Source organism: Streptomyces sp. NPDC107581 (assembly GCF_055657175.1).
Genome location: NZ_JBVKBH010000019.1, coordinates 48511 through 70728, shown reverse-complemented (window position 1 = coordinate 70728; position 22218 = coordinate 48511). Strand labels below are relative to the sequence as shown.

Below are 22218 nucleotides of genomic sequence, written 5' to 3'. Positions count from 1 at the left end.
GCCTCCGTCACCGACAGGCCGACAGGCCGACAGCGGTATGCCATCTGCTGCCCGCACGGGTGTTACCTCGGAGTAATCCCCGGTGGTTTGATGTGCGGCGCCACTCACGCCCTTCATCCACAGGGAGATCCAGTGACGCTCTTCGCACCGCGCCGTGCCCTCGGAGCGGCCGTGCTCGCCCTCGCCCTGCCCGCGGCGGCGCTCGCTTCCTCGGCACCGGCGGCGGCAGCCGGGCCGGCACCGGCACCGGCACTGAAGGTTCTGACGTACAACACCTTCCTCATGAGCAAGAACCTCTACCCGAACTGGGGCCAGGACCACCGGGCCGCGGAGATCCCGAAGACGTCCTTCTTCCGCGGCAACGACGTGGTCGTCCTGGAGGAGGCGTTCGACAACTCCTCCTCCGACGCGCTGAAGAGCGCCGCCGCTGCCGAATACCCGTACCAGACACCGGTGGTGGGCCGCAGCCGCAGCGGCTGGGACGCGACCGGCGGGGCGTACTCGGCCACCACGCCCGAGGACGGCGGGGTCACCGTGCTGAGCAAGTGGCCGATCCTGCACCGGGAGCAGTACGTGTACAAGGACGCGTGCGGCTCCGACTGGTGGTCCGACAAGGGCTTCGCGTACGTCGTCCTGAACGTGAACGGCACCAGGGTGCACGTGGTCGGCACCCACACGCAGTCCACGGACTCCGGGTGCGGGACGGGTGAGGCGGCGGCGATGCGCAGCCGGCAGTTCAAGGCCATCGACGCGTTCCTGGACGCCAAGAACATCCCCGCCGACGAGGAGGTGCTGCTCGCCGGCGACCTCAACGTCGACTCACGCAGCGGCGAGTACGCGTCCATGCTGGCCGACGCCGACCTCGTCGCCGCCGACGCACGCACCGGGCACCCGTACTCCTTCGACACCCAGGAGAACTCCATCGCCCACGACCGTTACCCGGACGATCCGCGCGAGGACCTCGACTACGTGCTCCCCCGCGCCGGTCACGCCCGGCCCGCGGACTGGCGCAACGAGGTCGTCCAGGAACGGTCGGAGCCCTGGACGGTGACCAGCTGGGGGACGTCCTACACGTACACGAACCTCTCGGACCACTACCCCTTGCGGGCGTACGCCGGGTAGGAGCCCTTCGGGATGTCGTCGCCGGCGGGCTCATGGCTTCCTCGCAGGGCGGAGGCGAGGGCCGAGACCAGGGCCATGCCGGCGGCGACGCAGAAGACGATGGTCAGACCGTGGTGGAAGGGGCCGGAGACCAGTCGCGGGAAGAACGTGTGACCGGTCAGGGTGGCGTGCTGGGCCGCCGTCAGATGGGTTGGTCCGCCGCCGGCACCCAGCAGGTGACCGATGGGGTTGTTGCCCAGGAAGGTCGCGAACAGGGTGCTCACCGGGGGCAGCGAGGCCACCTCGTGGGCGGTGCCGGCGGGAACGCCGTGTGCCTGGAGTCCGCCGCTGAGCGTCGCCGGCAGGGAGGAGGCCAGTCCGGAGACCATCAGCGAGAAGAAGACGCCGATGGACAGGGCCGTGCCCGAGTTCTGGAAGGTGGAGCGCATCCCGGAGGCCACGCCCCGGTAGCGGGCCGGGACGCTGCCCATGAGGGACGAGGTGTTGGGCGCGGAGAACATCCCCTGACCCAGGCCGTTGAGGAGCAGCAGCGCGGCGAACAGGCCGTAGTCGAAGTCGACCGGCAGCGCCAGCAGGCCGAGGAAGGATGCGGCGACCACCAGCAGGCCGGCGGTGGAGAACAGCCGGGCCCCGAAGCGGTCCGAGAGGTAGCCGGAGACCGGACCGGCTATCAGGAAGCCGACGGTGAGCGGCAGCATGAAGATGCCGGCCCACAGCGGGGTGTCCTCGAAGTCGTAGCCGTGCAGCGGCAGCCAGATGCCCTGCAGCCAGATGATGAGCATGAACTGCAGCCCGCCGCGCGCGATCGCGGTCAGCAGGGCCGCCACATTGCCCGCGGCGAACGCGCGCGAGCGGAACAGGGACAGCCGGAACATCGGCTCGGCGACCCGCGACTCGACCAGGCAGAACACCAGCAGCAGGAGGACTCCGCCGATCAGGCCCGTGAGCACCCAGGGGTTGGTCCATCCGGTGGGGTGGCCGCCGTAGGGCTGGATGCCGTAGGTGATGCCGGCGAGCAGGATCCCGGCGCCGGTGGCGAAGGTGATGTTGCCGAGCCAGTCGATGCGGCCGCGCACACCCACGGCGGTCTCGCGCAGGCTGAGGTACGACCAGATCGTCCCGGTGATGCTGACCGGGACACTCACCCAGAACACCGCCCGCCAGTCGACCGCGGCCAGCAGACCACCGGCGAGCAGGCCGAGGAACTGTCCGGCGAGCGCGGTGATCTGGTTGATGCCGAGGGCCATGCCGCGCTGCCGGGCCGGGAAGGCGTCGGTGAGGATGGCGGCCGAGTTGGCGGTGAGCATCGAGCCGCCGAAGGCCTGCACGATGCGCCACAGGATCAGCCAGAGCGCGCCCGCACCGGCCCGGAACGGGTCGAGGGACAGGGCGACGGAAGCGAAGGCGAAGACGAGGAAGCCGATGTTGTAGATCCGGACCCGGCCGAACATGTCGCCGAGCCGGCCGAGGACGACGACCAGCACGGCCGACACCAGCAGATAGCCGAGGATCATCCACAGCAGATAGCCGATGTTGCCCGCGGCGAGCGGATCGAGGCCGATCCCGCGGAAGATCGCCGGCAGGGAGATGATCACGATGGAGGCGTCCATCGTGGCGATCAGCACGCCGAGCGTGGTGTTGGAGAGGGCCACCCACTTGTAACCCGGTCCCGGGGGCGTGTCCCGGTGGCGGGCGGAACGGGCGAGCAGGCGGCCGCGCAAACCCTGGCCGAGGTGCCGCCCGTCCTGCGGGCCGGGCGCGCGCCCGGTCACAGCCGTTCCGCCAATCGGTCGAGCAGGGGCAGCGCGGCATCCAGTGCCGCGCGCTCCTGCGGGGTGAACCGGTCCAGGGCCTGGGCGAGTCGGTCGACGGACTCGGAGCGGCGCTCCTCCAGCATGGTCCGGCCCGCGTCGGTGATCGACATGATGGCCCGGCGTCCGTCGGCCGCGTCGGGGGCGCGGCTGACCAGCCCGCGCTGTTCGAGTCCGGCGAGCGTGGTGCCCATCGCCTGGGGCCTGACCCGCTCCAGTTCGGCGAGGGCGCCGGGCGAGTCGGGTCCGCCGCCGGCCAGCCGGGACAGCACGGACACACCGGAGAGGGACACGTCCCCCACGGCGTGCGCCTGGCGCAGCCGGCGCACGATCCGGCCCATGGCCAGCCGCAGCGCGACGGCGAGCGCCGCCGTCTCCTCCGGCCGGCCGGATGGACGGCCGGCGACCTCGGCCATGTCTTCCGCATCCATGATTACTAATCATAGGTTTATCAGTCTGGACTGTTCAACCAAGTGTTAGTAATCGGGCGGGCCCCTTCATATGCGCGGAGCGGGGGCACCCGTGCCACGCTCGAATGGGCTGTACCGCTGCGCCGGCCGGGGGCGGAGTCGGGAGCGAGGAGGGCAGGACACGATCCGGGAGGACGGTGGTCCGGACGCCCCGCCGCGGATGGGCTTCTTTCCCGACACTTCGGGGTGTGCATCGGCCGCAGGGCGTGAGAGGTGGCGTGCAAGGACGTGCGAGGTGGCGTGCAAGGAGTGGAACGCCGTCCCGCCGGAGGACGGCCGGGCCACCACCGTCCGACGCGGCACCCGTACCCGTGTGGTGATCACTCGGTCACCGGCCCCGGCCTCTCACGGGGTGTCGCGCTGCCAGGACCGGTCTCGGTGTCGGGCGGCGGCCGGGGCGGCGGGGTCTCGCCCGCGGTGAGGTGCTCCAGCACCTCGGCCAGTTCCAGGCAGGCCTTCTCCACGGAACGTCTCGTGTTGCGCTGCTCGGTGATCACGGCGGACAGCAGCAGTGCGGTCAGGGCCATCGCGCCGTTGAAGGCCTGCAGTTTCGCCATGACCTCGACCTGGCTCAGCCCCGCGAAGGCGCCGACACGGTCCGTCGCGGCGACGGTGGCCAGCACGGACGTGAACAGCGCGCAGAGCATGCCCCCCACGAGCTGGAAGCGCAGGGCGGCCCAGATGATGAGCGGGTAGACGAGGAAGAGCAGGCTGAGGGAGCTGTAGGCGGACAGCGGTACGAGGCAGCAGGTGACGACGGCCAGTGCGGTGGCCTCCTTCCAGCGCGTCAGGGGCGGCGGCCAGCGGGACTTGTACAGCAGCAGGAGGAGCGGGGTGACGATCAGGACGCCCATGGCGTCGCCCACCCACCAGGCCAGCCAGACGGGCCAGAAGCTCGCCGCCGGCAGCTTGCCGGTGAGGACGAGGAGGCCGACCCCGATGCTCGAGCTGATCAGCATGGCGGTCAGCGCGCCCAGGAACACCAGGGCGAGGCCGTCACGCAAGCGGTTGAGGTCGGTGCGGAAGCCGGCCCTGCGCAGCAGCAGCGCCGCGCACACGGGTGCGACGGTGTTGCCGAACACGAAGCCGAGCGTGTCGAAGCCGGGCCTGCTGAGGGACAGGACCGCAAAAAACGCCCCGAGCGCGACACCGGGCCAGCAGCCCAGTCCGAAGATGAGCAGGGCGGCCACGGCGACGCCCGTCGGCGGCCAGATGGGGGTGAACACCGAGCCCTCGACGACGAGCCGGCGCAGCAGTCCCAGCCGCGCCGCACCGTAATAGCAGGCGGCGACGGCCAGCACCATGACGGCGTAGCCGCCGCGCCGGTGCAGATCCTCGTATGCCACCACAGCAGCCATCTCACACCGATGGCCCGCCGCATGCGAGGCGAGCGGCGTCCCGTCCGGCTCTATGGCTGAACTGCGGGCTCATCGAGGCCCACGACCAGGACGGCTGCGTCGTCCTCGTGTCCCACGCTCTCGGCGCCCTTGATCACCGCCGCGGCCAGCGCGTGCGCCTCCAGCCGGGCGACGGCCGCGATGCCCGCGAGCCGTACGACCTGGTCGAGACCGTCCTCGATGTTCAGTGTCGGGCCCTCCACCACCCCGTCGGTGAGCAGGACGAACACTCCACCCGTGGTGAGCCGGTGCCGGGTCACCGGATACTCCATCCCCCTCTCGATGCCGAGCGGCGGCCCTCCCTCGTCTTCCACGACGCCGGACTTTCCGTCGGCCGTGGCCCAGACGAAGGGGATGTGTCCGGCCCGGGCGCTCTCCAGCACGCCGGTGGCCGGGTCGAGCCGCATGAAGGTGCAGGTGGCGAAGAGCTCGCTGCCGAGGGAGAGCAGCAGCTCATTGGTGCGGGCGAGGAGTTCGCCCGGGTCGCTGGTGACGGAGGCGAGGGCCCTCAGCCCGGCCCGCACCTGGCCCATGAAGGCGGCCGCCTCGATGTTGTGGCCCTGCACGTCACCGATGCACAGGCCGATGCGGCCGTCGGGCATGGCGAAGGCGTCGTACCAGTCACCGCCGACGTTGAGGCCGAAGCAGGCGGGCGCGTAGCGCACCGCGAGATGCAGACCGGGGGCGGCGGGCAGGTCCGGGGGCAGCATGCCGCGCTGCAGGGCGATGGCCAGCTCGACCTGGGTGCGCTGCAGCTCCGCGCGCTCGCGTGCCTGGGCGGTGAGCGACCCGAGTCTGGTCAGCAGCTCGTCGCCGTCGTCCGTGGAGCGCTTGCGGGGCATGGATCACTTCCGGCTGTGCGGTGGCCCGTCCGGGCAAACGCCTAGATTTTACCGTTATCGGATGATCTCACCCCAGATGGGACGACTTGCAACGATGAACCCCTGATACAACCGGGCGGCCGGGCCATTCGGCCAGGTCCGACCAGGTCCGGCCAGTCGGCCTCCCGGTCAGGTCCGGGCCGGTCCGTCAGGTCCGGGCAGGTCCGTCAGGTCCGGGCAGGTCCGGGCAGGTCCGTCAGGTCCGGTCAGTCGGTCTCCGCATCGATGCCGGTGATCACCGCAGGTCCCAGCGGCGCCGTCCGCTCGTCCAGTCCCGCGCCGCGCAGGGCGGAGTCCGCGAGCCGGCGGGCCGCCTCCTCGGCGTGGGGGCCGGTGTCGGCCTCGACGGTCACACGGAGGGTGAAGGTGTTGTCCTCGTTGATGTTGAGCACATCCAGGTCCTCGGCGCTGCCCATCCGCGTGGTGTGCGGATCGGCCGGCCGGAGCGCCCGGCTCAGCTGTGCCCGGGTGCCCGCCTCGACTCCCGCGGTGAAGGTACCGGGCACGGTGATGACGTAGGTCGTCATGGCGATCCTTTCCTCGGCCCTCCCCCGCCTACCCCGATTCACGGCCTTCGCACGGCACCCCGCAGGACCGGGCCGGGGCCCGTCCCGGCGGCCCGTCCCCGGGGCCCGTGCCGTGGGCGCGGGCGGTCAGGGTGCGGGCCATGGCGGCTCACAGCGGGGAGTGGGCCACCACCGTCACATACGCCCCGTACAACAGGGACACGACGGCCAGGGCTCCGCCGACGAACAGCGCCTGGGCGGGCCGGACGCGCCAGGTGCGGGCGAAGGCACGCGCGGGCGGGATCAGCAGCGGGAAGACCGGCAGCAGGAAGCGCGGCTTGGACGAGAAGGATCCGGACCCGCCGACCACGAGCAGGACCAGCACACCCGTGAAGACCACCAGGGCCAGCGGGGCGCGGTCCAGGCAGAGCAGTCCGAACAGCACGACACCGACCGCGACCACCATCAGGGCCGCCGGGTAGACGAAGCCGCCACCGTGCAGGAGCAGCGCCCTCAGGAAGCGCAGGGCACCGGCGCCGAAGTCGAAGCGGGAGTCCCAGGCGCTCTGGATCTTGAAGTAGCCGCCCAGCAGATCGCCGGTCCGCTGCCCCACCCAGAGCACATAGCCGAGCCAGCCCAGCGGGGCGAGGAGGGCGCCGGCCCACAGTCCGGCCGGCACCCGCCCGCGCCGGCGCAGCACCTCGTGCACGGCGGCGGCACCGACGGCCACCGCCACCGCGAACCCGGTCGGCCGGGACAGCCCCGCCAGCGCGGCCAGCGAACCGGCCCACAGCCAGCGGCCCTTGAGCACGCAGTACAGGGACCAGACGGCGAGCGCGGCAAAGAGCGACTCGGTGTAGGCGATGGTCAGTTCGACGGCGTGCGGCAGGACGGCCCACAGGGCGACCAGGGCGGTGGCGACGGCCCGTCCGTAGAGGTGGTGGCCGAGGACGTAGATGCCGTACGCCGCCGTCCCCGCGGCGGCCCAGGCGATCAGCAGCGCGGCCTGCCCGGGGGTGAGCGGGAGCACCGTGGTCAGGGCCCGGACGAGGCCGGGATAGAGCGGGAAGAACGCCCAGTCGGCCTGCACCCCGCCGGTGGGGGTGATCCAGATGAGGTGTCCGTAGCCGTGGGCGGCGATGTGCAGGTACCAGCGGGAGTCCCAGGAGTGGGCCAGGCTGCGGAACAGCGGGTGTCCGGCGAGGTGGTCGGTGACGACCACCGCGACGACTCCGGCCAGCCGGACGGCCGCGAACAGGGCGAGGGCCGGCAGGGCACCCTGCGGACCCCGGGGCCGGACGGACCGGGGCAGCGTGGGGCGGTGCGGGGTACCGGACGGCGCGGCCGGCTCGGGCCGGGGTACGGAAGACGTGCTCACCCTCCGACCTTGGTCACGGTGGCGGGGGCACGCAATCCGCGACCCGGCTTTCTTACGCTGTTCCACCCTGATTCAGGAATCGCGGCTACCTACTGGTGAAATCAGAATGAATCAGTCGCAAATTGACGTACACATCAGGGCAAATCATCACTCCGGCCACCCCGCCGGGGGGGCCGGAAAAGATCAAAGTAAGGTGTGGTTACCATATGAGCGCTGCCTAGCTCGAAAGATAGATCTGTGACTGTCAACGACGACTCGTTCACCAACTGGAAGAACCGCGAGGAGATCGCGGAGTCGATGATCCCGATCATCGGGAAGCTGCACCGCGAGCGGGACGTGACCGTCCTGCTGCACAGCCGCTCCTTGGTGAACAAGTCGGTGGTCAGCATCCTGAAGACGCACCGCTTCGCCCGGCAGATCGCCGGCGAGGAGCTGTCGGTCACCGAGACCATGCCGTTCCTGAAGGCTCTGGCCGCCCTCGATCTCGGGCCCTCCCAGATCGACCTCGGCATGCTCGCCGCCACCTACAAGGCCGACGACCGCGGTCTGAGCGTGGCCGAGTTCACCGCCGAGGCCGTCGCCGGTGCCACGGGCGCCAACAAGATCGAGCGCCGCGAGCCGCGCGACGTCGTCCTCTACGGCTTCGGCCGCATCGGCCGCCTCGTCGCCCGCCTGCTGATCGAGAAGGCCGGCTCCGGCAACGGGCTCAGGCTGCGCGCCATCGTCGTGCGTGGCGGCGGCGAGGCCACCGGGGACCTCGTCAAGCGCGCCTCGCTGCTGCGCCGGGACTCCATCCACGGCCAGTTCCACGGCACGATCACCGTCGACGAGGACAGCAGCACGATCGTCGCCAACGGCAACGCGATCAAGGTGATCTACGCCGACGACCCGACGGCCGTGGACTACACCGAGTACGGCATCCGCGACGCCATCCTGATCGACAACACCGGCAAGTGGCGCGACCGCGAGGGCCTGTCGAAGCACCTGCGCCCGGGCATCGAGAAGGTCGTCCTGACCGCGCCGGGCAAGGGCGACGTGCCCAACATCGTGCACGGCGTCAACCACGACATGATCAAGCCGGACGAGCAGATCCTGTCCTGCGCCTCCTGCACCACCAACGCGATCGTCCCGCCGCTGAAGGCCATGGACGACGAGTACGGCGTGCTGCGCGGCCACGTGGAGACGGTCCACTCGTTCACCAACGACCAGAATCTGCTGGACAATTACCACAAGTCCGAGCGCCGTGGCCGCTCCGCGCCGCTGAACATGGTGATCACCGAGACCGGTGCCGCCTCCGCCGTCGCGAAGGCCCTGCCCGACCTCAAGGCAAGGATCACCGGCAGCTCGATCCGTGTCCCGGTGCCGGACGTGTCCATCGCGATCCTCAACCTCCAGCTGGCCCGCGAGACCACCCGCGAGGACGTCCACGACTACCTGCGGGACGTGTCGCTGACCTCGCCGCTCAAGCGCCAGATCGACTTCACCACGGCGCCGGACGCGGTCTCCAGCGACTTCATCGGCTCGCGCCACGCCTCGATCGTCGACGCCGGTGCGCTCAAGGTCGAAGGGGACAACGCGATCCTCTACCTCTGGTACGACAACGAGTTCGGCTACTCCTGCCAGGTCGTCCGGGTCGTCCAGCACGTCTCGGGCGTGGAGTACCCGACGTACCCGTCGACGGCGGTCTGACGGGCGTCCGCGCCGGCACGCGGCCGCCGACCGGGTTTCCGGTCGGCGGCCGTTTCCGTTCGGGTGCGGGCCGTCAGGCCCTGGGCGTGGCGCAGGCGCCCGCGGCGCACGCGGTGAGCCACTGGTCGAAGTCGGCGTCGTAGCGGGTGCCGATGGCGTCGTGGTACACGGCGTATCCGCCGGCGTAGTCACCGGTGCGGAACCGGGCGAGCATGCGCTGGATGTCGTCGGGGTGCCGCTCGGCCATGTAGCGCACGGCGAGGTAGCCCCACGGATAGGTGCGGGTCACGTCGCTGTTGTCGTAGGTGCTCTCGAACAGGGTGCTCAGCTTGTAGGTGTGCTTGCCTGCCTCCTGGACGGCCTGGTCGTCGGCGAGGCCCCGGTAGCTGTAGGAGACGTACTCGGCGAGGCCCTCGATCCACCAGATGTCCGGTACCGAGATCTGCTGGGTGAAGTCGCCCTTCATGTCGTCGCGGCCGTCGAGGAAGTGCGTGTACTCGTGGTTGAGGTTCCAGATCCGGGCCACGAAGCCGTCGTCGGTGTCCTTCTGGTACATGATCGACGTCGGCTGGTTGCCGGGGTCGGAGGGGTCGCCGTCCAGCGTGATGCCGCCGTTGTCGGTGCTGACGCCGTAGATCGCGCCCGCATAGGTCTGGTAGTCGGCGCGGCTGGCGAAGACGACGAGCTGGATCGTCGAGACGTACTGGCCGGGTATCGCGCCGCCTGCCTTGACGATGCCCCGGAAGTAGACGTCCTGGTTCAGCACGCTGGCGCACGCGGCGGCGAGGTCGTCGGCGGTGAGGGCCTGGGCGCGGATGGTGTGCGCCGCGTCGCAGTGGTGGGTGGTCGGCAGCGCGGCCCCGGTGAGCTTGGCGGGCAGGTCGCAGACGTCGTAGTACGAGCAGTCGGCGCCGTCGTAGGCGTTCGCCTGTGTGGCCACGGCGACCCAGAGTCCGGCCGTCGGCCCGGTGATCCGCGACTCGTCCAGCAGGTCCTTGGTCAACGGCCGTACCGTCGCCTGGAGTTCCGGATGCTCGACGTAACGGGCCAGGTTCATACCGGCGTTGGAGTCCAGGAAGGCCAGGTCGGTGCCGAGCAGGCCGGTGTGGTCCAGCGCGAAGTCGTGCAGGGTGTCGGCGACGCTCGGGTCGGCGGCGACCGCGGTCACGTAGTCCGGGTTCCAGTTGCCGCGCCACAGCGGGGTGTAGACGTCGTTGACGGCCCTGACCATGCTGCCGATCGCGTCGTAGGAGCTGTCGTAGGCCTCCAGCAGACGCTGGTAGACGTCCAGGTAGCGGCCCTGCTGGTCGGCGCTGTCGGTGAGGATGACGATCTCGCCGAGGATGTCGCCGTTGGCTGCCGTGACGTCCTCGGAGTGGCGCCGGGCGAAGAAGGTGTCCAGACCGTCGGTCGTGGCGCTGGTCAGCCGGGAGGTGTACTGCCCCACGTCACCGGGGTGGTTGAACTGGACGTAGTAGCCGGCGCGCAGGAAGAGGACCAGTTGCAGCAGGCCGGCGGAGTTGTCGCCGCGGTACTGCCCGGCGGTGCGGGTGAAGGCGTCCGCGACGCTCCGCATCTGGGACTCGCGGAAGACGTCATGGGCGTCCTTGCCGGTGACCGAGAAGAGGGTGTTGACGCAGTCCGTGGTGGAGGCCTTCACGAATGAGGCGAGGGCGGATCCGGTGCGGCTGCCGAAGTCGGCCGGGGTGCAGGAGGCCTTCTTCGCCTCGGCGCGCGGGCGGGATTCCATGCTGCGGGTCGACAGCGGTGTCCGGGGAGGGAGTTGGGCGGGGCTGAGCCGCCGGGTCTGGGCCGTGGGGCGTTCGGTGGCACCGGCGGTCGGGCCGGCGGGCGGCGGTGCGGGGACGTGCCGTGCGGGGTTCCGTGCGGGGGCGGGGGCGCCCGTGCCGGCGTGCGGCGGCTGGGGTGAGGCCAGCGCCGGAGTCGACAGCAGGCCGGCCACGGTGACGCAGACGGCGGCGGCGCCGGCCATGCGTCTGGGCAGCGCGAAGCGATAGCGCATCGGGATTCCTCCACGAAGGGATGCGCCTCGGTGGGGTGTTGAGGCGTGTGAGGCACTGTCTCAGCGTGCCCCCCACGCCAACAATGGCGTGTGACATAGCACATGACACTGACGGCCCATAACATCGCGGGGGCGCCCCGGCGGTCCGCTACGCCCCGGCGGCACTCCAGGTGCGGGCGGCCCAGGACCTCAGGTGCGGTGCCTGGGCGACCAGATCGCGGTAGGCGGCGGTGGCCGACTCGACCAGGGTCTCCACCACGTCGTCGGTGACGGTGCCGGGCCGCCAGGCCAGTACGTAGCGGCACCACAGCGGGGAGCCGGCCAGCGGCTTGACCACGACGTGCGGCATCGGGCGCAGCGTCGGCTGTACGAGGGAGACGCCGAGCCCGTCGGCGATCATGCTCTGCAGCTGCGTCTGGTCGCCGAGGAACTCGTGCACGGTGACCGGGGTGAACCCGGCCGCCGCGCACGCGTCGTAGAACACCCCGGGCCAGCCGGCGCCGTCGTCCGGAGTCACGAACCAAGCGTCCTCGGCCAGGTCGGCCAGCTGCACCTGGGCGCACTGGCGCAGCCGGTGGCGCGCGGGCAGGGCGACGAACGTGGGTTCGGTGACGATCCCGCGGTGCCGCACGGCCGTCGAGTGGTGCAGTTCCATGCCCGGGTAGTCGGCGGCTATGGCCGCGTCCACCGCCCCCTCCTCCAGCAGTTCCACGATCCGCGAGGAGGCGTAGACGCTGGTCACGGAGAGGGAGAGTTCCGGCAGCCGGGTGCGGACGCGGGAGACCGTGCCCGAAAGCATGGGTGAGTTGGTCGCCGCGACGCGCAGGGTGCGGGGGGCCGGGGCGGCAGCCGGGCGATGGCCGATGGCATCGGCGCGGGCCAGGACGTCCCGGGCCTGCGCGACCACCTCGGCACCGTACCGGGTCGGCCGCACGCCGCTCGCACCGCGTTCGAAGAGCGGCTCGCCCAAGTGGCGCTCGATGCGCCTGAGCTGGGTGCTCACAGCGGGCTGCGAGTACCCGAGGTGCGCGGCGGCGCGGCCCACGCTGCCCTCGTCGGCGATCGCGCACAGCACCCGCAGATGCCGAAGCTCCAGCTCCATCGGTCCTCTCCCCGTTCCGTCCCACGGCCGGCCCAGGGAGATCCTCCGCCTCCCGGGAACCCGGTGCTCACCGCCACGGCCGGCCGTGGTCGCGGCCGGCGGGCGGAAGCGTTCCATTGTCCCCTCGGGCGCACAAGCCGCGAGTCCGCCAGGACCAGGTCTGTCGGTGACCAGGTCCGTCGGTGACCAGGTCCGTCGGTGACCAGGTCCGTCGGTGATCGGGTCCGCCAGACCCGGGCGTCGCCAGGACCTGGACCGTCAGCACCGGGCGTCGCCTCCGTCCGCACGCCGGTGCGTGGTGCTGTGCCCGTCCGGTCTCTGCCCGGCATGACTACAACAGTCTCGCATTTGCCTAAAGCTTTTAGGCAAATGCATAATGGACTTCGGCCAACAGGAGGAAGCCCATGGTGCGCGCAGGTCTGAGCACGGAACGTCTCGTCCGTGCGGGTGCGGAGCTGGCCGACGAGGTCGGCTTCGACCAGGTGACGGTCTCGGCGCTGGCCCGCCGGTTCGACGTGAAGGTCGCCAGCCTGTACTCGCACCTGAAGAACTCCCAGGACCTGAAAACGGGGATCGCCCTGCTCGCGCTGGAGGAGCTGGCCGACCGTGCCGCCGACGCGCTGGCCGGCCGGGCGGGCAAGGACGCCCTCGGCGCCTTCGCCAACGTCTACCGCGACTACGCCCGGGAGCACCCGGGCCGCTACGAGGCGGCCCGGTTCCGGCTCGACCCGCAGACGGCTGCCGCGAGCGCCGGCGGCCGGCACGCGCAGATGACCCGGGCGATCCTGCGCGGCTACGACCTGACCGAACCCGACGAGACCCATGCGGTCCGGCTGCTGGGCAGCGTCTTCCACGGCTACGTCAGCCTGGAGGCGGCCGGCGGGTTCAGCCACAGCGCCCCCGATGCGCAGGAGTCGTGGACCCGGATCCTGGACGCCCTCGACTCGCTGCTGCGCAACTGGCCGACACCCTGACCCGCACCCCCGACCGACAGGTTCACACCATGTCTCGCACCCGACACGACTGGATCACGACGCCGCTCACCGCCGGCCTGATCCGCGGCGCCCTCGATCTGGAGCGCACCGCGCACGGGCTGCTGCCGCACCGGCTGCCCACCCGGGCCCGCGCCCAGTGCGCCGACCCGCAGCTGCACATGGTGGAGTCCCAGCCCTCCGGCGTACGGCTGGCCTTCCGCACCCGGGCCACCGCCGTGGAACTCGACACCCTGCCGACCAAGCGGATCTACGTCGGCGCCCCGGCGCGCCCGGACGGCGTGTACGACCTGCTCGTCGACGGACGCCCGGCCGGCAGCGCCTGCGTCATCGGCGGCGCCACCCTGACCATCGACATGACCACCGGAACCACCGAGCACCGGCCCGGCCCGGTCGGCACCGCGCGCTTCACCGGCCTGCCCGGCGAGGCCAAGGACATCGAGATCTGGCTGCCGCACAACGAGACCACCGAGCTGGTCGCCCTGCGCACCGATGCGCCCGTCGAACCGCTGCCGGCCCCGGACCGCAAGGTGTGGCTGCACCACGGCAGTTCGATCAGCCACGGCTCCGACGCCGCAAGCCCCACCACCACCTGGCCGGCGCTCGCCGCCTCCCTCGGCGGGGTGGAACTGATCAACCTGGGCCTCAGCGGCAGCGCGCTCCTCGACCCGTTCACCGCCCGCACGCTGCGCGACACGCCTGCCGATCTGATCAGCGTCAAGCTCGGCATCAACGTGGTCAACGCCGACCTGATGCGACTGCGCGCCTTCGGACCCGCCGTCCACGGCTTCCTCGACACCGTCCGCGACGGCCATCCCGACACTCCGCTGCTCGTGATCTCGCCGATCCTGTGCCCCATCCACGAGGACACACCGGGTCCCAGCGCCCCGGACCTCTCGTCCCTGAGTGCGGGGCGGCTGCGGTTCCGGGCCGCCGGGGACCCGGCGGAGCGGGCCTTCGGGAAGCTCACCCTCGGTGTCATCCGGGAGGAGCTGGCCCGGATCGTGCGCGAGCGCGCCGCCGAGGACCCGCACCTCCACCATCTCGACGGCCGTGACCTCTACGGCGAATCCGACTTCGCCGAGCTGCCGCTGCCCGACGACCTCCACCCGGACGCCGCCGCGCACCGCCGGATCGGCGAGCGCTTCGCCGCGCATGCCTTCGCCCCGGGCGGCCCGTTCGCGCGGAGCGCCGGCTGAGCCGTACGCGCAGCCGGCGGGATCACACGAGGTGGGCGAAGACCACCAGGTTCTCGGTGTAGTCCCGGACCGAGTGGTCGTAGTCCCCCGCGCAGGTGATGAGCCGGATCTCGGGGCGCGAGGTGTCGGCGTACACCCGCTTGCTGGGGAAGTCGTCCTTCGCGAAGGTCTGCGTGTCGTCCACGACGAAGGTCGCTGTGCTCCCGTCGGCCCGGTCGACGGAGAACCGGTCACCGTTCTCCAGCCGGTCGAGGTTGGCGAAGACCGCCGCGGAGGTCGCCGTGTCGACGTGCCCGGCGACGATCGCGGTGCCGTTCTCACCGGGTGAGGCGCCATCGGCGTACCAGCCCACGAGATTGGTGTTGGCCGCCGGCGGGGGCTCAAGCTGGCCCGAGTCGCCGATGGTGAGGGCGGTGAAGGGGGCGTCCACGGAGATCTTCGGGATCAGCAGCCGCAGGGGCGTGGCGTGGGGCAGCCCCCGGCCGGGCTCGTGCGGGTCCGTGCGGACGGCGGCCGAGCCCGAGGCACGGGACGGATTCGCCGAGTCGTCGGCGCCGTGCGGGCCGCCGAACATGCTGACGGCGAGGACGACGATCACCACGCCCCACAGGGTCAGCCGTCCGCCGCGGCGGGCACTCTGCTCGTCCGGCGCGGGGGACGCGGAGGAGGATTCTGCTGCCATCGGACACCACCTCACTCGGACACGGCAGCACGGGGACCGGGCGGGTGCGGGCCGCCGGCACCGGGCGCACCGGCGGCGGCCGCATCCCCTGGACTGTGGAGTCCGGTCAGGACACCGACTCGGCACCCTTCCTGCGGCGCAGCGTGTACATGCCGGTGGCGCCTACGGCGAGCACGGCCAGGCCGCCCGCCGTGACACCGGGCGTGGCGAGGGCGCCGCCTCCGGTGTGCATGCCGCCGCGCGGCTTCTCGTGCTCGTCACCGCCGCCGTCCCGGCCACCTTTCTCACCGCCGCCGTCCCGGCCGCTCTCCTCTCCCCCGCCGTCCCGGCCACCCTTCTCACCGCCGCCGTCCCGGCCGCTCTCCTCTCCACCGCCGTCCCGGTCGCCGCTCTTCCCCTGGCCCTGGTCGTCGTCCCGGTAGGTCTCGGGGTCGAACTTGCTGTCGTCGCCCTCCGAGTCCCAGTCGTCACTGCGCACCGCGGCGAGCGCACCGCCGCCCGTGTGCATTCCGCCGCGCGGTCCGTCGCGGCTGCCGTCGTCGTCGCGCTCGGTGCTGTAGTCGTTGTCGTGGTCCCTCCCGGAGCCCTTGTCACGGTTGCTGTCCGAGCCTTTGTCGCGGCCGCTGTCGGAACCCTTGTCGCGGCCACTGTCGGAACCCTTGTCGCGGTCCTGGCCGGAACCGCCGTCGCTGTTGTACGAGGAGTCGTCCCGGCCTCCGTCGTTCCCGGCAGCTAGGGCGGACGACGCGACGCCGGGCGCAGCGAAGGCCAGGGCGGCGGAGGCGGCCGCCGTGGCGAGAAGAAGGCGGGCAGAGCGCATGTCGATGTCCTTCCGCCGTGGCCGGGCAGCGGATACGTCATCAGCTGAATGGACCCGGCCCCGACATGAACCACCGTCAGTCAGGCCCTTGTGCCGCACCATCCGGGCCGCCCAGCCGTGTCATCGCGCCACCCGTCTGTCCCAGCGACACGCCGAGGCACCCCCCGTCCGGACCAGTGCGTTGTCACCCGGATGCGCGCCGTGCGGCGAGAACCCGGCCGAGCGCCGCGCGTCCGACGGGTCCCCGGGTCCGCTTTCCGCCGGGCAGGCCCCGCTGCCCCGCCCGGCCGGGGCATAGCAGGGAGAGCCGGGGCCCGCTGCCCTTCGGACCGGGGACCCGGTGTCCGCCTGATCCGCCGGCGAAGAGCTGCTCGGACACTCAAGTCGAGCGGGGCCTGAGCACATCCTCAGCGAGGGTGTCCACCAGATCGCGGGGGACGGTGCTCGATCCCGTCAGGACGCAGTAGACGATCGGGCCGACCAGAGCGTCCATCGCGGCGTCGGGGCCGAGTCGGGGCGAGACCTCGCCGGCGTCGATGGCGCGCGCGAGCATTTCGCGTTCCTGCCGGCGACGGGGGCCGAGATAGCGCTCGTGGAAGCGCTTCGCCGTGTCGGGATCGTGCTGCGCCTCGGCGATGAGCGCGAGGAGGACCTTGCCTGCGGTGTCGGCGGTGAGGAATCGCGCGAAGTCACGCAGGTAGCCGCGGATGCTCTCGGCCGTGGGCTTCTCGTCCGGGACGGGGAGGCGTTTGTCGCTGTCCTCGATGAGTGTGTCGAGGAGGATCTCGACCTTCGAGGGCCACCAGCGGTAGATCGTCTGCTTGGCGACACCGGCACGACGGGCGATCGCCTCGACGGTCAGAGCGCCGAAGCCGTGCTCGACGAGCAGGTCGTCCGCGGCATGGAGCACGGCCAGACGTGCCGCCTCGTCGCGCCGGCTGCCGGAGCGCGGCCTGCGGGACTGAGTACTGGCGGCGGGCATGTGGGACACCCTACCCGGCCGCTGTCCAGTGATGGAGATTGCCTAGACACAACGCCGCGTCTAGTCTAATTTCCCCACCACGAAGGAGTGCATGTGTCTGCCACGTACGACCGCCACGCTCTTGTCCTCGGTGCCTCTCGAGGGTTGGGGCTCGTCCTCGCCGACGAACTGGCCCGGCGCGGCTGGCGAGTCACGGCCACGACGCGCCGGGACGGCGGCGAGCTGCAGGTGAAAGCCGATGCCTCGAACGGGCGGCTGAAGGTCGATTCGCTGGAGATGACCAGCTCGGAACAGCTGGCCGCGCTGCGCGGGCGCCTGGAAGGCCGTCGACTCGACCTGCTCTTCGTCAACGCTGCGATCGATCGGGGCAATCTGCCGATCGACGAGGTCCCGACCGACATGTTCACCGACGTGATGATCACCAACGCGTTGAGCCCGCTGCGCGCCCTCGAGGCCCTCCGCGGACTCGTCGCGCCCGGCGGAACCGTCGCGGTCATGTCCTCCGAGCAGGGCAGCATCTCGCTCAACACCGAGGACGGGTATGAGCTCTACAAGGCCAGCAAGGCCGCGCTCAACCAGCTGATGCGCAGTTACGCCACCCGCCACGCCGGCGACGGACACACCAAGCTGCTCATCGACCCCGGCCACAACCGGACTCGGCTCGGCGGACCCGACGCGCCCCTCACCCCCCGGGAGAGCATCCCGGCCGTCGTCGACGTCCTGGAAGCGCAGACCGGCGCCCCCGGCCTGCAATTCCTGGATCGCCACGGCGAGATCGTCCCGTGGTAGGCCGCCGGCCCGGAGCACCGCGCCAGGGTCAGGGCCACTCGAGCCCGCGTCGGGGGCCACGATCCAGGTGGGCACGGGCGCCACGCTCTCGCGGCAGGTGCGGCCCCCGCCCTGCCCCCGTCCCCCTTCCGGACCGGTCCGGTCGTACGACGGTAAGGGCGCCCCTAGCCTGAATCCGACGATCCGTCACAGAACGGCGGTGCCCGCGGGCCCGCCCCGCGGGGAAGGGGCCGCCCCATGTCCGGCGCAGCCAAGCTCGGGCGCGCATCCCGTCGGGTCCTCGCGGCCCTTCTCGGTGCCCTGATCGGGGTCACCGCCGTCTCCGTCCAGGCCCGGGCCGACGTCGGCGACATGACGGAGTATCCGGTCACCACCGCGGCCGGCGCCCTTCCCGCCGGCATCACCGCCGGACCGGACGGGGCGCTCTGGCTCGCGGCGTCCGGCGTCGGCCGGATCGGGCGGATCACCGTCGAGGGCAAGCTGACCGACTTCCCGACCTCGGACCCGGACAGTCTGCCGCTCGCCATCACGGCGGGCCCCGACCGCGCGCTGTGGTTCACCGAGGGGCACGCGAACAGGATCGGCCGGATCACCACCGCGGGACACCTCACGGAGTTCCCGGTGCCGACCGCGGACGGCTTCCCGGCCGGGATCGCGGCCGGGCCGGACGGCGCCCTGTGGTTCACCGAGCAGAGCGGCAACAGGATCGGCCGGATCACCACGGCCGGCCGGATCACCGAGTACCCGGTCCCCGCCCCGAGCGCCTCCCCCTGCTCCCTGGCGGCGGGAGCGGACGGCGCCCTGTGGTTCACCGAGCTGACCGGCCGGAGGATCGGGCGGATCGACCGCACCGGCCGGATCACCGAGTTCCCGCTGCCCGACGGCTCGGGCTTCCCCGAGGACATCGTCGCCGGCCCGGGCGGGATGTGGTTCACCGCGTCCGACTCGGACGCGGTCGCCCGGATCGACCCCGGCGGACGCGTCACCCGGTTCCCGGTGCCCGACCCGGACAGTGCTCCGAGCGGCATCGCCCTCGGGCCGGACGGCCAGGTGTGGTACGCCGACCAGGCCGGCCGGATCGGACGGGTCGGGGCGACCGGGAGGATCAGCACCTTCACGGTGAAGAACGGTGCGGACACGGTGCCGTTCCGCATCGCCGCAGGGCCCGATAGCGGGCTGTGGTTCACCGAGCTGTCCGGCAATGCCGTCGGGCACGTTCGGGCCCTGCCCCGGTGATCGCCGCAGCGGCGGCGGAAGGCGACAAAGGAAAGCGGAAGGCGACAAAGAGAAAGCGACAGATCGACAACGGGGAGCGATGCATCCGTAATCGCTTGTTATGACAGCCGTCATAGCGCAGGCTGGTGCCGACAGCGGGACAGGCCGGCGTGGTGGGAGGAACCAGTGGCGGGCGGGACGGCGCGGGAGATGTGGGAGCTGTACGAGCCGGTGCACGATCTTGTGTACTTCACGCCGGAGGCGCGGCAGGCGGCGGACCGGCTGGGGATGCGCGGGTTCTGGATGGGGTACTTCGCCCTGCGGGCGGCGCCGCTGGGGGCCGTGTCCCCGGCCACGGTGACCAGTTGCTTCTATGTCTTCCACCCCGCCCGGGTGGCTCGGGCACTGCCCGACGCCTGGGGGCACGCGACGCCCGCGGAGGTGCTGGCGGCCCGGGCCGAGGCCATGGATGCGGCGATGAACCGCGTGTTCGGGTCTGAGGCGATGGGGTCGGCGGAGCTTGCGGAGGCGGCCGATCTCGCATGGGAGGCGGCCGCCGCCGCGGACACGCCGGGGCGGGTCCTGGCCGCCGCGAACCAGTCGCTGGAGCGCCCGGGGCGGCCGGCGGTGCGGCTGTGGCAGGCCCTGACGACCCTGCGCGAGCACCGGGGCGACGGGCATGTCGCCGTCCTGGTGGGCCTGGGCATCGGGCCCGTCGAGGCCATGGTGCTCAAGGCGGCCGCCGGGGAGTCGGACGGGCGGTTCCTGCGGGAGACGCGCCAGTGGGAGCCGGAGGACTGGGCGGCCGCCGAGGCCGATCTGCACGAGCGCGGCTTCCTCGCCGCGGACGGATCGCTGACCCGTGCGGGCGTGTCCCGGCGTGCGCTCGTCGAGACTCGGACGGACGAGGCGGCCGAGCGCCCGTGGACCGCGCTCGGCGCGCGGCGCACCGCACGCCTCGCCGAGCTGCTGGAGCCGCTGGCCCGCACGATGAAGGACACGGGGCTGCTGCCGCCGGGCAATCCGGTGGGACTGCCCGGAGAGCGGCTCACCGGCCGTTGAGGCCTGTGCACGTCGGCGTCCCCGCCCGGGGTACCGGGCCGGGGACGCCGTACCGACGTACGAAGAACCCTCGGGCTACCAGGTCACCGGCAGCCGTTCGGGGATCCGCTTCATGAATCCGGTCCGCCACACGAGTTGTCCGGGCGGCACGGCCAGCGCCAGCTCCGGCAGGCGATCGAGCAGGACCTCCAGGGCGATCCGGGCGTGCGCGCGGCCGAGGGCGGTAGCGGGGCAGTAGTGCGCGCCGCCGCCGAAGGAGAGGTGATCGGCGGTGTTGTCACGGTGGACGTCGAAACGGTGCGGGTCGGGGAACTTCTCCGGGTCGAGGTTCGCGCCCTCCACCAGGACGAGGACCAGTTCGCCCTCGCGTATCCGCACGTCGCCGAGAAGGACGTCCTCCAGGGCGAGGCGCGGCAGGGCGTCGCCGATGGAGAGGTTCACCCGCAGCAGCTCCTCCACGCCCCGGTCGATCAGGTCGCGGCGGTCCCGCAGCAGGTCCCGGGCGATGGGGTGGGTGAGCAGGTAGACCAGGGCCATGGCGAGGAAGCCCGAGGTGGAGATGACCCCGGCGCCGAACATGGTGACGCCGACGGTGGCCAGCATCTCGTCGCTCAGGTGGGCGTAGTCGGGGTCGTCGCGCAGGGTGGCGAGTTCGCCCATCAGGCCATGGGTGGCCGGGTCGTCGAGCAGGGCGGACATCCGGGCGATGTCCCGGTCCCAGTTGATCCTCGCACCGGTGACCGGGCACGGCGCGTTCATGAAGGCGATGTCGAGGCTGCGCAGGAAGGCCGGGGACTCGGTCTGCGGGATGCCGAGGATGCGGCAGTGCATGCCCGCCGAGTACGGCTCACAGAACGCCCCGCGCAGATCCGCCGTCGGGCCGTCGGACTCCATCAGGTCCACCAGGCGGTGGGCCTCGCCCCGCAGCCAGTCGGTCAGACCGGGCGCCTTCGGGTTGAGCGCCTTCATGACCGCCCGGCGCAGCCCGGCCCCGGTGATGTTGCCCATGTTGTTCACGACCTCGGGCGGGATCGTGAGTGCGTACTGACGGGGCACGCCGGGCGCGGAGGTGTCCTTGAGGGAGAAGCGGTCGTCCTTCAGGACCTGCTGGCACAGCTCGTACGAGGACACCAGCCAGGCCTCGTCGCCGGCGATGGTCCGCACGCGCCGCACGGGGGTGGCGGCGCGCAGGTCCTCCACCTCGGCGGGCACGCGGGTGCCGTCCCAGGAGAACGGGAAGTCCAGCACCGGCGGGGCCGTGCGGATGTCGGGGGCGGCGGTCATGCCGCGGCTCCTTCCGGGGCGGCGGGCGTCACGACGGCGTGGCCCTGATTGCGGGAGGCGCGCAGTCCGGCGCCGCGGGAGTACAACAGCTCGGCCATCGGCAGCAGTTGGTGGTAGCAGTTGAGCGAGGACGGGACCTTGAGGATGGCGGGGGTGTCGAGGAAGAGCGGGGCCTCGGCGCACACGTACTCCAGGCACACGGCGCGCTGCCGTTCGCTCGCCTCCTCGCCCCGAGATGACAGGAAGCGGCTCACCAGGGCGTTGCAGACGGCGCGGAAGTCGGCGTCCGCCTGCAGCCGGCTCTTCAGCTGCCGGTGGATCTCCTGGTAGGCGGGGTTGGTGCGGAAGGCCGACATGGGCTGCCAGTCGAGCCGCCCGCCCTCCGGGTCGGCCCCGGAGACGGCGTCACGGACCTTCGCGCGCACACCCCGCAGATTCTTCACCGCCTTGCGGCGGGCCTCGTCCGGCGCATAGCCGGACGCCTCGTACATCTCGGCCACGTACAGGTCGGTATAGACGAAATCGACCCTGTCGAAGTGGTGCAGCCCCCAGCGGGCGAGGTCATGCAGGCGTTGGGCGGAAAAGTAGCTGTTGCCCGGGGACACGCCTATGACGGCGTGTGCGCCCTCGCCGAAGATGACTTCGCAGTGGGAGGTGTAGGGCTGAACCTCGAAGACGTCGGCCATCAGCACGGATGCTGTGGTCACGGGGGAAACCCTCCGCCGCGCGCTAGTCCCGACAGGGCCCGGTGCCCCTGGTGTGGCGACGCGGCGGCCTCACGCTAGCCGTACCGGGCCAACACGGGTAGTAACTG

General features: G+C 71.6%; 20 protein-coding genes. 7 read left to right on the top strand and 13 right to left on the bottom strand.

Features of this window, described 5'->3' with window-relative positions; all coding sequences use genetic code 11:
* Positions 1 to 90: 90 nt before the first annotated feature.
* Entirely contained in the window at positions 91 to 1122 is a 1032-nt protein-coding gene (gene sph, locus ACZ7P3_RS36215; protein WP_472088281.1) for a sphingomyelin phosphodiesterase, read from the top strand.
* Here the strand turns inward: sph and ACZ7P3_RS36210 are convergent.
* The 6 genes from ACZ7P3_RS36210 to ACZ7P3_RS36185 all read right to left on the bottom strand — a co-directional run bounded on the left by ACZ7P3_RS36210 (position 1095) and on the right by ACZ7P3_RS36185 (position 7565).
* Positions 1095 to 2894 carry an MFS transporter gene (locus tag ACZ7P3_RS36210; RefSeq protein ID WP_472088279.1) on the bottom strand — a complete coding sequence of 600 codons (1800 nt, stop codon included), beginning with the start codon at positions 2892 to 2894 and terminating at the stop codon, positions 1095 to 1097. The genes sph and ACZ7P3_RS36210 overlap by 28 nt on opposite strands.
* Positions 2891 to 3364, bottom strand: coding sequence for a MarR family winged helix-turn-helix transcriptional regulator (locus tag ACZ7P3_RS36205; RefSeq protein WP_472088277.1), 474 nt, complete (start codon positions 3362 to 3364; stop codon positions 2891 to 2893). Before ACZ7P3_RS36205 ends, ACZ7P3_RS36210 begins: the two co-directional genes overlap by 4 nt.
* Positions 3365 to 3723: 359 nt before the next feature.
* On the bottom strand, positions 3724 to 4761 hold the full coding sequence (locus tag ACZ7P3_RS36200) for an MASE1 domain-containing protein (protein ID WP_472088275.1): 1038 nt from the start codon (positions 4759 to 4761) through the stop codon (positions 3724 to 3726).
* Between the two features lie 50 nt (positions 4762 to 4811).
* Positions 4812 to 5642 carry a PP2C family protein-serine/threonine phosphatase gene (locus ACZ7P3_RS36195; RefSeq protein ID WP_472088273.1) on the bottom strand — a complete coding sequence of 277 codons (831 nt, stop codon included), beginning with the start codon at positions 5640 to 5642 and terminating at the stop codon, positions 4812 to 4814.
* Positions 5643 to 5887: 245 nt separating this feature from the next.
* Entirely contained in the window at positions 5888 to 6208 is a 321-nt protein-coding gene (locus ACZ7P3_RS36190) for a hypothetical protein (protein ID WP_472088271.1), read from the bottom strand.
* Positions 6209 to 6356: 148 nt separating this feature from the next.
* A complete protein-coding gene (locus ACZ7P3_RS36185) occupies positions 6357 to 7565 on the bottom strand; it encodes a hypothetical protein (RefSeq protein WP_472088269.1) in 1209 nt (402 codons plus the stop codon).
* A gap of 237 nt (positions 7566 to 7802) precedes the next feature.
* Here ACZ7P3_RS36185 and ACZ7P3_RS36180 point away from each other — a divergent pair, with 237 nt between their 5' ends.
* A complete protein-coding gene (locus tag ACZ7P3_RS36180) occupies positions 7803 to 9254 on the top strand; it encodes a glyceraldehyde-3-phosphate dehydrogenase (protein ID WP_472088267.1) in 1452 nt (483 codons plus the stop codon).
* Positions 9255 to 9327: 73 nt separating this feature from the next.
* On the opposite strand, the gene ACZ7P3_RS36175 is transcribed toward ACZ7P3_RS36180, so the two are convergent.
* Complete coding sequence (locus ACZ7P3_RS36175) at positions 9328 to 11277, bottom strand: collagenase (protein WP_472088265.1); 1950 nt, start codon at positions 11275 to 11277, stop codon at positions 9328 to 9330.
* A 148-nt stretch (positions 11278 to 11425) separates the two neighbouring features.
* Positions 11426 to 12379 carry a LysR family transcriptional regulator gene (locus ACZ7P3_RS36170; protein ID WP_472088263.1) on the bottom strand — a complete coding sequence of 318 codons (954 nt, stop codon included), beginning with the start codon at positions 12377 to 12379 and terminating at the stop codon, positions 11426 to 11428.
* Positions 12380 to 12783: 404 nt separating this feature from the next.
* On the opposite strand from ACZ7P3_RS36170, the gene ACZ7P3_RS36165 reads away from it, so the two are divergent.
* Positions 12784 to 13353: a TetR/AcrR family transcriptional regulator gene (locus ACZ7P3_RS36165; protein ID WP_472088261.1), complete on the top strand. Its 570-nt coding sequence runs from the start codon at positions 12784 to 12786 to the stop codon at positions 13351 to 13353.
* A gap of 29 nt (positions 13354 to 13382) precedes the next feature.
* Positions 13383 to 14570: a GDSL-type esterase/lipase family protein gene (locus ACZ7P3_RS36160; RefSeq protein ID WP_472088259.1), complete on the top strand. Its 1188-nt coding sequence runs from the start codon at positions 13383 to 13385 to the stop codon at positions 14568 to 14570.
* A gap of 22 nt (positions 14571 to 14592) precedes the next feature.
* Here ACZ7P3_RS36160 and ACZ7P3_RS36155 read toward each other — a convergent pair whose 3' ends face one another.
* The 3 genes from ACZ7P3_RS36155 to ACZ7P3_RS36145 all read right to left on the bottom strand — a co-directional run bounded on the left by ACZ7P3_RS36155 (position 14593) and on the right by ACZ7P3_RS36145 (position 17054).
* A complete protein-coding gene (locus ACZ7P3_RS36155) occupies positions 14593 to 15252 on the bottom strand; it encodes a class F sortase (RefSeq protein WP_472088257.1) in 660 nt (219 codons plus the stop codon).
* A 106-nt stretch (positions 15253 to 15358) separates the two neighbouring features.
* The gene (locus tag ACZ7P3_RS36150; protein WP_472088255.1) at positions 15359 to 16072 is read right to left on the bottom strand and encodes a hypothetical protein; all 714 of its coding nucleotides are present in this window, start codon (positions 16070 to 16072) and stop codon (positions 15359 to 15361) included.
* Positions 16073 to 16451: 379 nt separating this feature from the next.
* The gene (locus ACZ7P3_RS36145) at positions 16452 to 17054 is read right to left on the bottom strand and encodes a TetR/AcrR family transcriptional regulator (RefSeq protein WP_472088253.1); all 603 of its coding nucleotides are present in this window, start codon (positions 17052 to 17054) and stop codon (positions 16452 to 16454) included.
* 93 nt (positions 17055 to 17147) lie between these two features.
* On the opposite strand from ACZ7P3_RS36145, the gene ACZ7P3_RS36140 reads away from it, so the two are divergent.
* From ACZ7P3_RS36140 to ACZ7P3_RS36130, 3 genes are all read left to right on the top strand, one after another.
* A complete protein-coding gene (locus tag ACZ7P3_RS36140) occupies positions 17148 to 17843 on the top strand; it encodes an SDR family NAD(P)-dependent oxidoreductase (RefSeq protein WP_472088251.1) in 696 nt (231 codons plus the stop codon).
* 237 nt (positions 17844 to 18080) lie between these two features.
* Positions 18081 to 19079, top strand: a complete 999-nt coding sequence (locus ACZ7P3_RS36135) for a Vgb family protein (RefSeq protein ID WP_472088249.1) — start codon at positions 18081 to 18083, stop codon at positions 19077 to 19079.
* A 165-nt stretch (positions 19080 to 19244) separates the two neighbouring features.
* Positions 19245 to 20120, top strand: coding sequence for an SCO6745 family protein (locus ACZ7P3_RS36130; protein WP_472088247.1), 876 nt, complete (start codon positions 19245 to 19247; stop codon positions 20118 to 20120).
* 75 nt (positions 20121 to 20195) lie between these two features.
* Here the strand turns inward: ACZ7P3_RS36130 and ACZ7P3_RS36125 are convergent, their stop codons facing one another.
* Together ACZ7P3_RS36125 and ACZ7P3_RS36120 are read right to left on the bottom strand one after the other, a co-directional pair.
* A complete protein-coding gene (locus ACZ7P3_RS36125) occupies positions 20196 to 21404 on the bottom strand; it encodes a cytochrome P450 (protein ID WP_472088245.1) in 1209 nt (402 codons plus the stop codon).
* Positions 21401 to 22111 (bottom strand): cyclodityrosine synthase, encoded by a 711-nt coding sequence (locus ACZ7P3_RS36120; RefSeq protein WP_472088243.1) that lies wholly within the window; start codon positions 22109 to 22111, stop codon positions 21401 to 21403. The genes ACZ7P3_RS36125 and ACZ7P3_RS36120 overlap by 4 nt, the downstream gene beginning before the upstream one ends.
* Between the last annotated feature and the right edge of the window lie 107 nt (positions 22112 to 22218).

Bases quoted from the DNA above. Each gene is read 5' to 3' on its own strand.
- sph (WP_472088281.1), top strand. From the start codon at position 91: ATGTGCGGCGCCACTCACGCCCTTCATCCACAGGGAGATCCAGTGACG.
- ACZ7P3_RS36205 (WP_472088277.1), bottom strand. From the start codon at position 3,364: ATGGATGCGGAAGACATGGCCGAGGTCGCCGGCCGTCCATCCGGCCGG.
- ACZ7P3_RS36200 (WP_472088275.1), bottom strand. From the start codon at position 4,761: ATGGCTGCTGTGGTGGCATACGAGGATCTGCACCGGCGCGGCGGCTAC.
- ACZ7P3_RS36195 (WP_472088273.1), bottom strand. From the start codon at position 5,642: ATGCCCCGCAAGCGCTCCACGGACGACGGCGACGAGCTGCTGACCAGA.
- ACZ7P3_RS36190 (WP_472088271.1), bottom strand. From the start codon at position 6,208: ATGACGACCTACGTCATCACCGTGCCCGGTACCTTCACCGCGGGAGTC.
- ACZ7P3_RS36175 (WP_472088265.1), bottom strand. From the start codon at position 11,277: ATGCGCTATCGCTTCGCGCTGCCCAGACGCATGGCCGGCGCCGCCGCC.
- ACZ7P3_RS36170 (WP_472088263.1), bottom strand. From the start codon at position 12,379: ATGGAGCTGGAGCTTCGGCATCTGCGGGTGCTGTGCGCGATCGCCGAC.
- ACZ7P3_RS36165 (WP_472088261.1), top strand. From the start codon at position 12,784: ATGGTGCGCGCAGGTCTGAGCACGGAACGTCTCGTCCGTGCGGGTGCG.
- ACZ7P3_RS36160 (WP_472088259.1), top strand. From the start codon at position 13,383: ATGTCTCGCACCCGACACGACTGGATCACGACGCCGCTCACCGCCGGC.
- ACZ7P3_RS36155 (WP_472088257.1), bottom strand. From the start codon at position 15,252: ATGGCAGCAGAATCCTCCTCCGCGTCCCCCGCGCCGGACGAGCAGAGT.
- ACZ7P3_RS36150 (WP_472088255.1), bottom strand. From the start codon at position 16,072: ATGCGCTCTGCCCGCCTTCTTCTCGCCACGGCGGCCGCCTCCGCCGCC.
- ACZ7P3_RS36145 (WP_472088253.1), bottom strand. From the start codon at position 17,054: ATGCCCGCCGCCAGTACTCAGTCCCGCAGGCCGCGCTCCGGCAGCCGG.
- ACZ7P3_RS36135 (WP_472088249.1), top strand. From the start codon at position 18,081: ATGTCCGGCGCAGCCAAGCTCGGGCGCGCATCCCGTCGGGTCCTCGCG.
- ACZ7P3_RS36125 (WP_472088245.1), bottom strand. From the start codon at position 21,404: ATGACCGCCGCCCCCGACATCCGCACGGCCCCGCCGGTGCTGGACTTC.